Source organism: Bacteroidetes Order II. bacterium (assembly GCA_016788705.1).
GTDB lineage: Bacteria > Bacteroidota > Rhodothermia > Rhodothermales > UBA2364 > UBA2364.
In genome coordinates this window covers 25,912-40,800 of the sequence record JAEUSQ010000030.1, presented here as the reverse complement: position 1 = coordinate 40,800, position 14,889 = coordinate 25,912, and the positions used below count along the sequence as shown (strand labels likewise).

The 14,889-nt window shown below is 48.0% G+C and carries 14 protein-coding genes; all 14 read right to left on the bottom strand.

Annotation, left to right across the window (positions count from 1 at the left end; all coding sequences use genetic code 11):
- Positions 1–80: 80 nt before the first annotated feature.
- Entirely contained in the window at positions 81–509 is a 429-nt protein-coding gene (locus JNN12_07910) for a hypothetical protein (protein ID MBL7978253.1), read from the bottom strand.
- 79 nt (positions 510–588) lie between these two features.
- On the bottom strand, positions 589–1,284 hold the full coding sequence (locus JNN12_07905; GenBank protein ID MBL7978252.1) for a glycosyltransferase family 2 protein: 696 nt from the start codon (positions 1,282–1,284) through the stop codon (positions 589–591).
- A 5-nt stretch (positions 1,285–1,289) separates the two neighbouring features.
- Entirely contained in the window at positions 1,290–2,819 is a 1,530-nt protein-coding gene (locus JNN12_07900; protein MBL7978251.1) for a hypothetical protein, read from the bottom strand.
- A 41-nt stretch (positions 2,820–2,860) separates the two neighbouring features.
- Positions 2,861–3,661 (bottom strand): hypothetical protein, encoded by an 801-nt coding sequence (locus JNN12_07895; GenBank protein ID MBL7978250.1) that lies wholly within the window; start codon positions 3,659–3,661, stop codon positions 2,861–2,863.
- Between the two features lie 303 nt (positions 3,662–3,964).
- Positions 3,965–6,121: a M1 family metallopeptidase gene (locus tag JNN12_07890; protein ID MBL7978249.1), complete on the bottom strand. Its 2,157-nt coding sequence runs from the start codon at positions 6,119–6,121 to the stop codon at positions 3,965–3,967.
- A gap of 100 nt (positions 6,122–6,221) precedes the next feature.
- Entirely contained in the window at positions 6,222–7,700 is a 1,479-nt protein-coding gene (gene dacB / locus JNN12_07885) for a D-alanyl-D-alanine carboxypeptidase/D-alanyl-D-alanine-endopeptidase (protein ID MBL7978248.1), read from the bottom strand.
- 30 nt (positions 7,701–7,730) lie between these two features.
- A complete protein-coding gene (locus JNN12_07880) occupies positions 7,731–8,711 on the bottom strand; it encodes a MoxR family ATPase (protein ID MBL7978247.1) in 981 nt (326 codons plus the stop codon).
- 31 nt (positions 8,712–8,742) lie between these two features.
- A complete protein-coding gene (locus JNN12_07875) occupies positions 8,743–9,981 on the bottom strand; it encodes a hypothetical protein (GenBank protein ID MBL7978246.1) in 1,239 nt (412 codons plus the stop codon).
- Positions 9,978–10,634: a DUF4129 domain-containing protein gene (locus tag JNN12_07870; protein ID MBL7978245.1), complete on the bottom strand. Its 657-nt coding sequence runs from the start codon at positions 10,632–10,634 to the stop codon at positions 9,978–9,980. Before JNN12_07870 ends, JNN12_07875 begins: the two co-directional genes overlap by 4 nt.
- 47 nt (positions 10,635–10,681) lie before the next feature.
- A complete protein-coding gene (locus tag JNN12_07865; GenBank protein MBL7978244.1) occupies positions 10,682–11,638 on the bottom strand; it encodes a hypothetical protein in 957 nt (318 codons plus the stop codon).
- A gap of 6 nt (positions 11,639–11,644) precedes the next feature.
- Positions 11,645–12,667, bottom strand: coding sequence for a stage II sporulation protein M (locus JNN12_07860; protein ID MBL7978243.1), 1,023 nt, complete (start codon positions 12,665–12,667; stop codon positions 11,645–11,647).
- Between the two features lie 404 nt (positions 12,668–13,071).
- Positions 13,072–13,893, bottom strand: coding sequence for a TIGR02757 family protein (locus JNN12_07855; protein ID MBL7978242.1), 822 nt, complete (start codon positions 13,891–13,893; stop codon positions 13,072–13,074).
- Positions 13,890–14,525 carry a flavin reductase family protein gene (locus tag JNN12_07850; GenBank protein MBL7978241.1) on the bottom strand — a complete coding sequence of 212 codons (636 nt, stop codon included), beginning with the start codon at positions 14,523–14,525 and terminating at the stop codon, positions 13,890–13,892. The genes JNN12_07855 and JNN12_07850 overlap by 4 nt, the downstream gene beginning before the upstream one ends.
- A gap of 9 nt (positions 14,526–14,534) precedes the next feature.
- Positions 14,535–14,885 carry a YbaB/EbfC family nucleoid-associated protein gene (locus tag JNN12_07845; protein ID MBL7978240.1) on the bottom strand — a complete coding sequence of 117 codons (351 nt, stop codon included), beginning with the start codon at positions 14,883–14,885 and terminating at the stop codon, positions 14,535–14,537.
- Positions 14,886–14,889 lie beyond the last annotated feature (4 nt).

Here is a 14,889-nt window from a genome sequence, read left to right as displayed (position 1 = left end):
TAGAAAATTCTCATCTGTTCGTGCATTAAAACGAACCTAAATATCCTTCTCTGATCACGCACCTGGCAGATGCTCATGTCTTAACCACAAAGCCACGAACGGTTTAGGGCCAGGTTACTTTTGCGCTTCAGGAGTTTAAACGAATACCGCTTCCCATTAAAGAAGTAATACCCGTTTACCGAAGTGGGAACTGCTGAAACAGCATCATCTAAACCGTTTACCACTATATAATCGTTCATTTTTTTTCCAGAAACCGAGATATGGTCAAAACGGATATTGCCCGTTGCATCAGGGCTATCAGAAGCAGGTAGAAACTTGGACGTTTTTTTGGTTTTTTGATCTGTTGTCTTGATTTCACTGGCGCCCATGTACCCATGTGCAAATGTGAGCAGAAGGGTAATATTTTGGGTTTTACCCGTATAAAAAACCTGATCGTAGACTTTTTGGGCTTGAACTGAAGAAAGTCCCAGAAGGACCACAAAAGCCAAAAAGAAAAGCTGTTTTTTCATTATATTGGTCAGAATGGATTAAAATGAATGATTTACATGAGGGCATCGCGGTGCGCCTAATAAATTAGGTATGAAACTCCTACGGAGCAATGGCATACCGGAAAATCATCCATAAGATTTTATAACTGGCCTTTATCGTGCCCGAAACGGTTCCAGTGATTTTAGAAACCCCAATCCGTTTTCGATAGGAAGTGGGGATTTCGGCGCATCGGAACTTTTGCTGTAAGGCTTTGATTTGCATCTCGATCGTCCAACCATAGGTTTTGTCTTGCATCTGGAGGGTCAGGAGTGCGGGGTATCTAATTGCTCGGAACGGCCCCAAATCGGTAAATTCTCCTTTCCATAACAACCTCATCAGAGAACAAGCCAGCCAATTACCAAAGAGGGCTTGAGGGAGCATAGCCCCTTTCTCGCGCTTTCCGAGGGTGCGCGAGCCGATGACCAAATCCGCTTTATCTGCTAAAATAGGGGCGACAAGTTGATCCATTTCGTTGGGAAAATCGCTGTAATCTCCGTCCAAAAAAACGATGATGTCGGGCTTTTGTTTGGCTGCATAGGCCAGTCCAGCCAAACAGGCATAGCCATAGCCACGCCGCGTTTCGGTCAGCACGGTGGCTCCAGCGGCGCGTGCATTTTTCTCGGTTTCATCGGTGGAAGCATTGTTAACCACCACCACTTCGTCCACCAATCCATCAGGGATATCACCGATGACCTGTGAAATGCTTTCGGCTTCGTTAAAAGCCGGAATGATGACCAAAATCCTTGCTTGCTGCATAGAGGTTATTCCAGTACCAGAATTTTCCCTCGGGAAGTGCCTTCGCCAGAAGAAACCGTGTAGAAGTATGGCCCGTTTGCAACCTGAACACCTCGGTTGTCACGACCATCCCAGAGTTCTTCACGGCTGCCTTGGTTGCGGGCCTCCCCGGATACAAGGGTTCGGACAAGGTTCATCCCAAAATCAAAAATACGTATTGTAACAGATTCGGCCTTGATTAAGTCGTACCGAATCCGAATAACTTGATCGGTTGAGGGCGAAAAGGGATTCGGATAAGCATAGGTTTCTACCTTGGGGATTTCGTTGGCGGGGGTTGCTGGATTGACGGGGATTTCGGTTCGGAAGAGTTTCCAGGTTTTGCCTTTGTCTAAACTCCGTAGCAATCCGTCTTGCATCCCCACCCAAAGCGCTTCGTTGACGATGGAAACAGCATAAATTTTGGCATTTGGCCGGATGTAGCGGTCGGGCTGGGTGGTATCTCGAAAGTCTCTGACAGAAAGCCACGAGCGGCCATTGTCATGAGAAATAAACAAACCGTTATCGCCAGCGGCATAAATGGAATTGCCTTCAAAGGCAAAGTCATAAATTTTTTCGCCATGTAGCATTTGCTCAAAGGTTTGGCCACCATCTCGTGTAACGACCACGCCAAAGTTTTCTTTTTGTTCGGCTCTCCAACAGGCCACCCAAACCGGATTGCGGCCTGTGGTGGGTTGCTCCTCTATGGATGTAATCCAATTACCAACAAGGCCATTGGCACCACCGTTATACACAGATTTTGTCCATGCAAGGCCATCCATAGAGCGATTAAGCCCTCCCGAAGTGCCTGCCCAGATGGTTCCCATTTCATCCACCAAAACCGCGAAGCCTTTATGGTTTTCGTTTCCGGGACGGCTTTTTCCTCTGGGGACTGGTGTAAGATAGAAGTTTTGTGGCACGTTTGGGTTTGTCTCGGCTTGGGTATCGGGCGGGAGAATGGCACGTTGCCACGTGATGCCTTTGTCTTTGGAGACGCGAATACCACCCGCCCATCCAGCAGTCCATATCCATCCACGCCCAGAATCGTAGTCTATGTCGTAGGGCGGGCTTTGTACGGGCGTGGTTACGGGCAATGCCTTAATCACCGAAACACCATAGGTGAGCAATGAATCCTGCGGCGCATCCAGCGCTGGCAGGCGGAATTTCCATGTTTGCCCCCCGTCCTCACTAAAGGCAAAACCTTGCGAAACGGGTTCTACACTATCGGTGGTCTTCTGGCGTTGCGAATATCCTAAACCTACCCAAATTACTTGTCCTTCGGCATCTAAGGAATACACGCTACCACGCCCTTTTTGGATAGAATCCACTGGCGCCAATTTCCAAGTAGTTCCATTATCGTCGGTAAAGTTCAATTGTGACCCAACCCACAAACGACCGCCTTCGCCGTGTAAGTTTGAAACCGTATTACGGCTAATACCGCTAACGGTCGGAATTTGGGCATAGGAAATGCCTAAAGAAAACATGCCCAAGAGCATTAAAAAACAAATCTTTATGCGCATTATTTTGATGGATTAATCGGCTAAGAAAGAATGTACAGGACTTAGTTTATCACCTCGATGGACTTACGAATCACATTGCTCGTCAAGCCAGTCCGATCAAATGCCTGAAAGTCGAAGGTGTTTATGCCAAGAGCATTGCTGCTATTTACTTGAATGATGAGGGTAAATTTGCCATCGCCAGCGGTTTCGTCGCCGCTGAGTCCGGTTTTTTGTCCATCGTCCAAGAGCGGGAGTTCGGCACCACTTTGGGTTCTTAGCACCACCCGTTCGATATTCGAGAGGCCGTCTGGATCCGAGACGGTGGCCACAATCACGACCTTATTGGTGGCCTGTCCTGCGGTAGGACGTTTAATGGTGGCGGGCATCTCGATCGAGGCCAATACGGGCGGACTTCCGGCGGCGGCATAGGCAAAGGAGCCAAAAGCCATATTGCTGACAAGGCCGTCACGGTCTATGGCCTGCACGCGGATGCTATACACACCAACAGCTCCTTTGGCGATCAAGAGGTTAGCGGTGGCTGTATATTGACCAGCATTGCCCGTCAACGTCCCTTTTAGGATTGGCGTAACCGATTGTCCCGGGGCATAAATTCCATACGAAACCGCCTCTATGCCTGTGTTATCGGCATCGGTGACAGTGGTTTGTAGCACAAGGGGAATACGCACATTTTCGCCCTCAATCTGTGAAGCGGGTAATCCGGCCAGATTCACTGCTTGTGGCGAATACTGAAAATCGGACAATACTGGAGGTCTCCTACTGAGGGGATACGGACCAGAGGCTTCATCACAGGATGTGAGGAAAAAAGCGAATATAAAAACGGGAAAAAAACGAAAGCACTTCATGGTTTGCTACTATGATCGGCGTGGAGCCAATGCGATTTAGGAGATATCTTAAAATAGTAGCAATAAGGGCAGAATGGCGCGTGAAAATTGGTTTGGTTTGTTATAAACGGTGCATCGCAAATCATATAACGATGGTTCAAGGAAGTAAGTTCCCTATTCACGCGGATAATGACTGGTCATTTGCTGATGCGTAGATTGAAAGACAAATTGAGGAATGTTTATATAAATCATCATCACCCATAAAAAAGCTGTCTCGATGGGATTCAAGACAGCTTCTCAGGACATGATGGCTATAACAAGGCGTTAATTTTTTTGTCCGCCAGAGGAGGGACTTTCCTGTGTTTTGGGCTGTTCCAATTTGGGAGCCTCCCAAGTGTTATTGGCGCGATCCACATCGGCAAAGACCTCATCGGGATCTAACACCACCTTTACTACATTTTTATTTGAGAAAAAGCCTTTTTCAAACTTTAATTCATTGTTCCGCCAAATATCGGCAGGGATTTTCAGTTTTTCGGAAGAACCGTCGTCATAGGTAATCCCCAACTGTACTGGCATAACCATTTTGCCTTTGTTCTCGATGGTAACGCGCCAGTAATGTTGACCGCGTTTGTCATCGCCCACCAAATCCGCTGCTTTTTGTGATTTTACGTCGGTAATGGCCTGATCGTTTGCATGGGTCGTATAGAACCAGCCGCGCCAGAAGTAAGCAAGGTCCTCACCTGCGCCGTCCTCGATGGTACGGAAAAAGTCCCACGGCATGGGATGTTTAAAGGCCCATTTTTGTGAATACTCACGGAACGCCTCGTCGAATGCTTTTGGGCCAACGATGTGATCGCGCAGCATCACCAAAGCCGTGGCAGGTTTCGCATAGCCATTATTCCCAAAGTCCTTGTGGATCAGGTCGGAGTGCGTCATAATCGGCACTTGGTCGGCATCGCGCATATAGGGCACAATGTTTTTGGCAGGCCCGCGACGGCTGGGATAAACGCCTGTTTTGAACTGTTCGCCAAAAGGCGTCCCACCAAATCGTTTCGCATAGGCTTGCTCGGCGTAGTATTGCACAAACGAATTGACCCCTTCGTCCTGCCACGTCCATTTTCGTTCATCGGAGGCAATGATCATCGGAAACCAGTTATGCCCCACTTCGTGGATGGTGACCGAGATGAGGCCGCGTTCTTGTACTTCGCTAAATTTGCCCTCGGCATTCGGACGGCCAGCACAAAAGGCCAGCATGGGGTATTCCATTCCGCCAACGGTGGGAGGGCCGTTCACATTTACGGCTTTCGGGTATGGATATTTAAGCGACATGTCGCCATAGGTTTCCATGGTTTGCCAGATCGCACGGGTGGAGACCTTATCCCAAAGTGGCATGGATTCTTTTAGGTAGAGCGAGTGCAGGGCAATGGGTTTTTCGGTGGGGCTATATTGGTATCCGGCAGCATCCCAGACATAGACACGGGAGGCCACCCATGCAAAATCTCGGACGTTTTCGGCCTTATAGCGCCACGTGATGGTTCCGGAGGTTTTGGGTCGGGAAGATGGTTTCCCCACTTCTTCGGGTTTGATAATAAAAACAGGGCTGTTCTTTACCAAGTCTGTTACCTGATAGGCCTGGGCCAAGCGGTTTCGTTGTTCGGCAGTCAAGGTTTCGGCTGCGTTTTGAAGAGCGCCAGTGGCATCCACAATTACGTTCCAAGGTACTGTAAGGCTTACATCGAAATTACCAAACTCCAGATAAAACTCGCCCCGTCCCAAAAATTGATCGGTTTGCCAGCCATTAACGTCATCATATACCGAGACCCGTGGATACCATTGTGCATTCACATAGTGCCAGCCGAATTTCGTTTTCTCCTTGGCACCGCGTCCATCGTCGGGGACAATATGATTCCAATCTACCTCAAAAACAACTGTTCCACCCGGCTGGAGTGGCTGCAATAACTGTACCTTCATAATGGTATTGTTAATACGGTAGTCCATATTTTGACGTTTCCCTGCGGCATCCACCACTTGCACACGGGTGATATTAAAACCACCGTCAAATGGATCCACATTCAGAAAACGCCTTGCAGCAGGTGGAATGGACGGAGGCAATGCGCCCGCCGTCTGATAGGTACGGCTATGCTCCTTAGACATCAGGTTTTGGTCCAATTGCATCCAAATATACCGTAACACATCCGGCGAATTGTTTCGGTATGTGATGCGTTCCTTGCCTGTAATCCGGTGGTTGAGGGTGTCTAACGAGGCCTCAATTTTATAATCTACCCGTTGTTGCCAGTATTTTGGGCCAGGGGACCCCGAGGCCGTGCGGTACTCGGTGGGGGTTGGCCAGTCGGAAAGCGGACGGAATTGCGAATTATTCAAACGGTTATCACCGGGATCAACCCAATATTGGGCATGGGTCTTGGGAGTAAAGACCCACAACAACCCTATGAGGAAGAGCGAAATGTGGATTTTGTTCATGTTTAAGTGGTTTTTAGAGAAATAAACACTTGCAAGACGCCCCAAGCTCCAAAGGGTTACAAATGACTGGCTTGCAGTGGAACGAATACAACGATATTTTTTATCGCTTTAGCCCGGCTAATATCTGAGCGGCGGTATCGGTGATGCGATCGGTATCGCGGGAGGAAAGCAGATGACCGTTTACAAGGAACGAAAACGCCAACTCTTCGCCGTCAGCGGTGGTTAGGTAGCCAGAAAGCCCACGGGTATTCGCAATGGTTCCTGTTTTGGCGCGCACATTTTTGAAAGCGGGGCCTGTTTTCATGCGGTTTCGGAGCGTGCCATCTTCTCCGGCAAGGGGCATAGAATCGCGGAAAACGACCCAATGAGGTGAATTACGCATAGCCGAAAGGACCGTCACCAATATTCGGGGGTTGGTGTAGTTGTATCGCGAAAGGCCGCTTCCATCGGCATACACATAGCTATTTACCGCAATACCCCAATCCGCCAGTTGTTGTTGAACAATGGTTTTACCTGCCTCAAAACTCCCCGTGCCCGTCCGGTGCCATCCTAAGGTATGGGTAAAGGTCTCGGCATAAAGGTTTTGGCTTACTTTCATCATTTCGCTGAGTAACTTGGTGAACGGTGGGGATTGCTCCGTTAGCACAACCGTAACCTCGGTAGGTTTAAGGGCATAGCCGGGAATGTCGTCACAATCGCGCACGACACCAGAGACGTTAATGCCTTCGGCCTCTAAGGTTTCCTTTAGCACCGTCATGAAAAACAAGGTAGGATTGGTAATGGTAACGGCGTCGGAGATGGTTCGACCACCAAGTACCACTTGGCCTTTTAGTACCATGTGGTTGGTGCCAAAAGCGCGTGAAACGGTTACCGTAGAGGTTCCATTGGGCACAACATTCAACTTGTTTTCTACTGTGTAATAATTGCTGGGTGTACTGGGCTGAACCTTCATGGCTTCTCCAGCGACGCGCGGAGGCGTAATTTCCAGATCTACATAGTTTTCATTTAATTGAAAAGCCCCAATTTCGGCAGAATAATAATATTCAAAGTCATCATAAGGCCATCCACTACCGTAGGGGTAATCTTCGAAGGCATTGTCATCGCCAATCAGATCGCCAGAAATTGCGCGTATGCCTCTTGCTTTTAATTCCTTGGCCCATTTTGTCAAGACCGCCCGATTATCGCCCCAAAAGCGGAAATTAAAAGAAGGGTCGCCACTCCCAAAGACCACCAAATCGCCCTTAAGGATGCCATTTGTAATGCTTCCCCGATGCCCAATGGTGGTCACATACCGAAAGTCTGGCCCTAACGTTTGTAAAGAAACGGCTCCCGTAATTATTTTTTCGTTGGAGGCAGGCATAAACATCTTGTCTGCATTTCGCTCGTACCAGACCTCGCCTGTTTTTAGCGATTTGACCAAAACACCCCAATGTGCGTGGGCAAACGCCGGATCATTGAACAACGAATCTATCGAGGCAATGACCCGTTTTTGTGGGGTTTTGGACTCGTTGTTTAGGCCCGGTCGGAGGCCCGTGCAGGCACTCATAAAGACCAAAAAAAAGAGAATAAGACGCTTCATAGGGCGGAAAGATTGAGGATAAACAAGGTTTTAACGTGGCACTTCCACTTTTTCGATCAAGGACTTTATCACCTGGTCGGGCGTACTGCCTTCCATTTCGCGCTCCGGCGAAAGTTGGATCCGGTGTCTTAGTACCGGATAGGCCACCGTTTGTACATCCTCCGGAGTCACAAAGTCGCGTCCACGAAGGGCTGCAAAGGCTTTCGAGCCAGTGAGCAATGCCAACGATGCGCGCGGCGATGCGCCAAGGTATAAAGAAGGATTGTTGCGGGTATTGGTGGTGATTTGGGCCATGTAGCGTAAGATTTTTTCCTCTACATGCAAAGACTGCACCACTGATTGGAGCTGTTGTACGGTGCTTCCAGAAAGTAGGGGAGTGAGAGACGCCACATTGTTGATACCATGTCGTGCATGAAAACCTGAAAGAATCTGTACTTCCTCTTCTGGTGTGGGGTAATCCACCAAAATCTTAAACAGGAAACGGTCTAATTGGGCTTCTGGTAGGCGGTATGTACCTTCGTGCTCCACTGGGTTTTGGGTGGCCAATACCATAAATGGTTGTTCCATTGGATAGGTAGTTCCATCCACGGTCACTTGTCGTTCTTCCATCACCTCAAAAAGTGCCGCTTGGGTTTTGGCGGGGGCACGGTTTATCTCGTCCACAAGCACCAAATTACCAAAAATAGGACCTCTCCGAAAGGTAAAAGCCAATGATTTGGGATCGAAAATGGCCGTTCCAAGAACATCGGACGGCAAGAGATCGGGCGTAAACTGGATCCGCGAAAACCCGACAGAGACCGTGTGGGAAAGCAGTTTGGCAGTCATGGTTTTGGCTACGCCAGGCACACCTTCTATCAAAACATGGCCATTGGCCAATAATGCAGCAATCAACATATCCACCATACCTGTTTGGCCAATGATGATTTTACCGATTTCATGTTTGATGTTTTCCACCGCCTCGCTTAGGGCAGTGAGGTCTGTGCGATTGGCATAGGCTTGGTCAAGAGACATAGGACTGGGTGTATCTTAAAATGATGGAGGTTCAGAAACGATAAAGACGGCGGGTGAGCTCGCGCAAGTCTTCATTGGTGAGGGTGGTTTTTTCCCGAAGATGATCAAAGAACCGGAATAGGGAAGCCACCTCTTCTTTTCCGTGACCGGACTTGGCCGCGAGTTGCTCAAATAAAGTCTCGCTTAGGTCGGTTGTTTGTACTTGATACCGATGCCGGACCGATTCCATAAAATACATGATTTTCCGTTCCGCCAAGTCTTTGTGGTCTTTTTTTCGATAATATAAGCGTCCGAGCGTCTGTACAAAATCAAGGGTGGTATTTCGTGGTGCTTCCCAAACCGGAATGGCCCGCTGGCGTCGCTTGCTGCCAGAGAAAAGGTAAAGCCCAAGCAATACGAACAGGCCATACATGGCCCACCGTAACCCCTCCGAACGCCATACATATTGCAAAAGAGACTCATCACTGGCGCTTCCTCGGCGGTAAAAGTCCACATACGTTTCGCGAAGGGGCAACTGTGACAATACCCCAAAAGCATACGCTGCATTCTGCCCTTTCAACAAGCCATAGTTTGTAAAGGCGTATGGATGGGTGTGTAACAACAGCCTACCTTTTCCTATTTTTAGCTGGATTAAATTGGGAGAAACGCCTTCGGAGGTGTTCATAGCAAACAAATAGTCTCCCAAAATATTGGTTTGTGTGGAATCGAATCGGCTAAAGGGCACCTGTAACATAAAGGATGGGAACCAAAACTTCTTTCCAGAAAAGCGATTGTGCCGCAGTTTAACGGCCGATGTGTCGGAAACCTCGGAAGCGGCTCTGGTATATTGGTTGATGGTTTCGGCCCCCGGCATTTCATTTCCGTACCCCACTTTCACTTTTAGCGAGTCGCTTAGGATTGACGGCCAATAATACGAGGAAACAAGCGCCGCATTCCCCCTTTTGACATATTGCTTTAACGCTTTCATGGTCGGAGGAGTTATATCCACACCCACATTGATCCAAACAAAATTGGTATTTTGCTTCTTTTGTGCGTTGAGTTCGGTAAGCACTTCGTAGGCCGATCTCTTGGTGCGATGGATGGATTGCTTCGTAAATGCCTGCGGCAAAACGTTGTCTAAGGCATAAAGGCCATAAGGGATTTTGTCTTTGGGCGAAAACGTAGGGCGCCAATCCGGTGGAACAGGACGGCTCAGTTCGTACCACACATAAAGCACCACGCCCAACCCGAGCAAAGCCCATAAAATGCGGTCTGTGCGACTAAGGTTCATGCAGGCTGTGGGTTTGGCTTGTTCAAGGTATCAAAGGTTTCTACAATGTTACGGTAGTCCACTTCGTCTGGTATGTATTCACCATACCAGACATATTCAAAGTGCCTGGTTGCTTCCTGAAAAGCCCGGATTACCGATGTACCGCGTATCTCGGCCACATAATCGGCATTGGTTTTGTCCGGTTTCCAGACAATCAACCCCTGTACTTCCAACCGATGCAGGAGTTGCAGGTATTGCCACCGGACCGCTTCTCGGAAATGCCTTTGCGACTCGGCTTTGCGGATTTCTTGCTCAAAGTTGATCTGACTTAACGACGCTATTCCCACCATTTTGCCCACCCCAGATGGGCCACCCGTTCCGTAAAAAAGCCCTGTACGGTCCATGCCCGTTGCACGCCACAAAAGGAAAATCAGCAGCATAAAGAGAAAAACAATGGGCACAGTTTTCCAAAAGGTCTGTTTGCCGCGTGACCCAAACACCTGTTCCAATATCCAGTTTATGCCATCAAAGAGGTTGGTCCAAAAGGTGGGTGATGGTGTAATGGGCTTCACAACAGGCAACGGAATATCCGTCTTGAGGCGGTCTAATGTCATCGGGTCGGGGGTGCGCCAAGCCACCGAATCAGGCAAAACCGCTTCTTGGGCCGTTGTCATACATGGCCAGAAAATCCAAAACCACCACCAAAGCCACATTTTTTGCATCACAGCATCTCGTCAATTCGTTCCGATAACCCCGCGCCTTCTTTTTCTTCCAACAAGCTATAGAAATAAAGGAAAAACGAAATAATAATCATCGCCTGTAATAAACTGCCCACTTGACTAATGACATTGGTGATGTAGAAGAGTATTTTCCAGACAATCCCCATTTCCGATACCACGGCCACACCTGCAATCGTGGTAATAATGGTTGCTGGAATAGTAAAGACCAACCCCATCACCATCACGATCACATACATCAAGAAAAGCAAACCCACACCTTGCCACCAACGACCTGCCAACAAGCCCCTCCCATAAGAAATAGATGCCAAAAGTCCTATTTCTGGATTCTCCATCCGAATAGGGATCATGAGTTGAAAGAGTAATCCTGCAAAAAGGACTGTTATGATCAACAAAATAACGCCACAACAGGCAAAAAGTCCTGCTGCAAATGCACCCCCCCCTCCCAAGGCTGATAATCCTACAATGGCCAAAATCAATATCACATAAAAGACCAGAAACACCAGGAAGAACAAAATCCCCCCACCAAGAACCGTAGAGAGGATACGCCCCAATTTACCTTGCATATTTTGCCAAATATCAGAAGACTCCAAGGAGCCGCCTCGTATGTATTGTTGGATGAACGTAATCGTTACGCCATAGAGCAATAAATATCCGATTAATAAGGCCAATAGCGACAAGGCAAAGTAAGGCGTAAGGAAGGTTTGGCGATACAGTTCCAGCAATGCCCCCGGGTTTTCTTCCATCATTTTGGGGTTCATCATCTTAGACAATAACTCGCCCGACATACCCGTGGCAATCACTGCTCCAAAAAGCAAAGGGGGGAGCACAAACAGGATCAAAGCCCGTCCTAACGGTTGCAGGTTCTCCCGAACAAAGGTAAAGGTGTCGTTGATCACATCACCTAATGCCCGTGTTTTTTTAAAGTCAACAGATCTCATGGATGTTTATGTAGTTGTTTTTGAATTATTTAAAGACAAAATTCCGGCCAATTGATTTTTTATCTTTTCCATCCAATGGCCTTGGCCGAAGCGGTGATACGGATACCACACAAAATACCACAAAATGAACGCCGCCGATCCACCGATGATAGCAAGCGATAAAAGGACGGGCATTTCGGTGTGGCGGGTTACAAAACCTTCCAGAAAAGCCGCTACAATAAAGATGGGCACTGTTCCGATAACGATCTTCATGCCTTCTTTTGCGCCCCGCATCAACGAGGTACCCCGTGGAAAGGTTCCGGGGAAAAGAATGCTATTGCCCAAGACAAAACCAGCACATCCCGCCACTACAATTACCGAAATCTCTAATGTTCCATGTATCCAAATGACAAGCGTAGATTCCCAAAGCAGGTTGCGCATGGCAAAAAAGGTGAGAAAAGAGCCCAACATTACACCATTATAAAACATGAACATACCTGTCCCGAACGAAATCAACAAGCCGAAAGCATATGCCCGTAAGGCTACCATCACATTGTTATAGGCAATAGAAAAAAACATATCCCACTCGCCAGAAAATTTATACACGCCCATGGGATCGCCCTTAGCAATGTTGTCCAAGGTCATGTCCACATAGGCATCGCCAAGCACAATGCGTACAAACCGCTCGTCTTCCAATACCGATACCACGCCAATACCCACCGCCAACATAAAAATCCCAAAAGCCAGCAAAAGATTGTAGCGGTAAGCGTACATCATTTCTGGTACTTCGTCTGCCCAAAAGCGAATCAGACGATTTTTGTCTTCGCGTTTATTCTGGTAAATAAAGCGGTGATATTTGCCCGTTAAGACATTAAGAAACTCGGTGGTCTTGCTGTTGGGGTAATACGTTTTGGCATAAGCCAGGTCATCGGTTAATTCCAGATAAACCTCTGTCAGAGCATCTGCCGAGACCTGACTATTTTGCTCATAAAGCGATTCGTATTTTTTCCACTTGTCTGCATTTTGACGCAGAAAAACAACCTCGCGCATATCGTGGCTCGTTCTGGATAAGGGTTCAGGAAACAATATAAAAAAATGTGATTGGATTAGATCAATATTTCCGGCCATTTACCATTCTTGCGGAATGTAGGCGAGCCCAAGGCCGCATAATGATACCACACCTACTGAGTACAACAGGTGATATAGCATCTTAGTCAATCACGACCGACTAAGATGCTTATCGTATTATTAGGATTTAACTTATCCTCTAATGACACATAAATCACATAAAAACAATAACTTACAAACAAAAAAAGATAACATTAAGACTTGAATAAGGTGACACCCATCACCATTAAAACGAGGGCTTTACCTCTCCTGTACAGCACTGGAGATAAACTTGACCCGAAAATCAACGTACTGGGACGGTAGCAGTATTCTTGATCACCGTTTACCTATTCGGGTAACATAAGATTCGGTAGTGCGCCACTCTTTTCGTTCACGCCCCATCCAAACAAGGCAAAGTCGTAGCGAACAGGATCATGCGGAGAAAGTTCCCTACAGCATTCCGTTAACTCCAGTGCCGCTTTCCAGTCATTGACGGGACGAAGAAGCATCCCCAAATGACGGGCAACCCGACCCACATGGACATCCAGCGGCATTACCAACTGATCTGAACGGATACCTTTCCAGATGCCAAAGTCCACCGATCCTGTACGCACCATCCATCGGAGGAACATGTTCAGCCGCTTACAGGCGCTTCCCGCATCGGGTCTGGCAAGGTGTTTCTGAAGCCGTGTAGGTGTTCCCGGTACGGCATACATCATTTCAGTGGAAAATCCTTGAATCGCCGAGCCTACATCAGTGGCATTTGGGGGCAAAAAATGTCGAAAAACGTACTCCATTCTGCCGTATTTACGGATCAGGGCAGAGAGGGACAAAACCATCCAATAGGCGTCCTCTTCTGTAAACGTTCGGTGTTTGAAGCCCTTAAGCGTAGCCGCATCTTTTTCTATGCGGAAGTCATACACAAATTGCATGGGCCGGTATCCCATGCGTTCACACAACTCCGCCATTTTGTTTAGCGTTGTCTTGCGTTGTCCCCAAGCCAGCGAGGCTGCAAAAAAACCAATAACGGCGCGGTCCTGAGGGTCTTCAAAGGCGTGCGGAACCGAAATCGGATCGTTTTCAATAAAGGCTGGCTGTTCAAACCGTGCTACCTGCTCATCGAGCCACCGGATCAGTCGCGCACGATCCGGTTTTGTAACTGGGGTCATAACAAATCTTCGGGGCGAGGTAGGGCATATACATCGGTTTTAACGCGACTGTAGTCTGGTCCTCCCAACCGCGAGACAGGATCCAGCAACGCGAGGTTTATCTTGTAATCTTGAAAGAGGTGATCTGCAAAATGCCCGATCATCACACGGCAAAATACCACATTTCCTCCCATTGGCTGGTCTCCCCAAGAAACAATCTGATCCACCTCGCACTCGAAAGCAATGGGGGCAGATGCAATTCTCTGGGGCTTAACGAATAAGGAATCTACCCGTGTCAAGCCTGTTTTCTCAAATTCATCCACTTCGGGTGGCCAATTGGCAGCACTTAAGTTCATTTGGTCTTGTAGTGCATGAGGGACGATATGAATGACACATTGCCCCGTTGCCCGTACATTCTGGAGGGTGTCTTTCCGGCGGCTTTCTCCAGGATGCCCAGTTGGTGCGTTCAGTGGTGAAAAGCTAAGAATGGGCGGATTGATGGAGGCAATATTGAAATAGGAAAAAGGGGCGAGGTTTGGAATGCCGTCTTCACTTATAGAAGACACCCAAGCGATAGGACGTGGTACCACCGACCCAATGAGCATCTTGTAAATATTCGGTGGTACTTCTTTAGAAAAGTCTATATGTGGCATATCTGTGTATTAGAATCCGAATTTTCCGAGATCCAAATTATTGAGGTCTAAGCCTGTGGGAAGCCCTGCTGCTTGTTGCATGGCGTCTTTGGCTCGCTCGCTCGCATCGGCCAAAGCCTTGTTTACCCCGGCGACGATCAAGTCCTCAAGTAGTTCTACGTCGGTTGGATCCACAACTTCTTTTTCAATTTTGACCGAGGTTACCTGCATTTTGCCATTTACTGTCACCTTAACCATGCCACCGCCTGCTTCTGCGGTTGTGGTTTGTTTTTCCAGATTTTCCTGCGCCTCTTTCATCTTTTGTTGCATATCGGCCATTTTTCCAAACATATCGGCCATATTGAGGTTGCTAAAGTCCATTGTG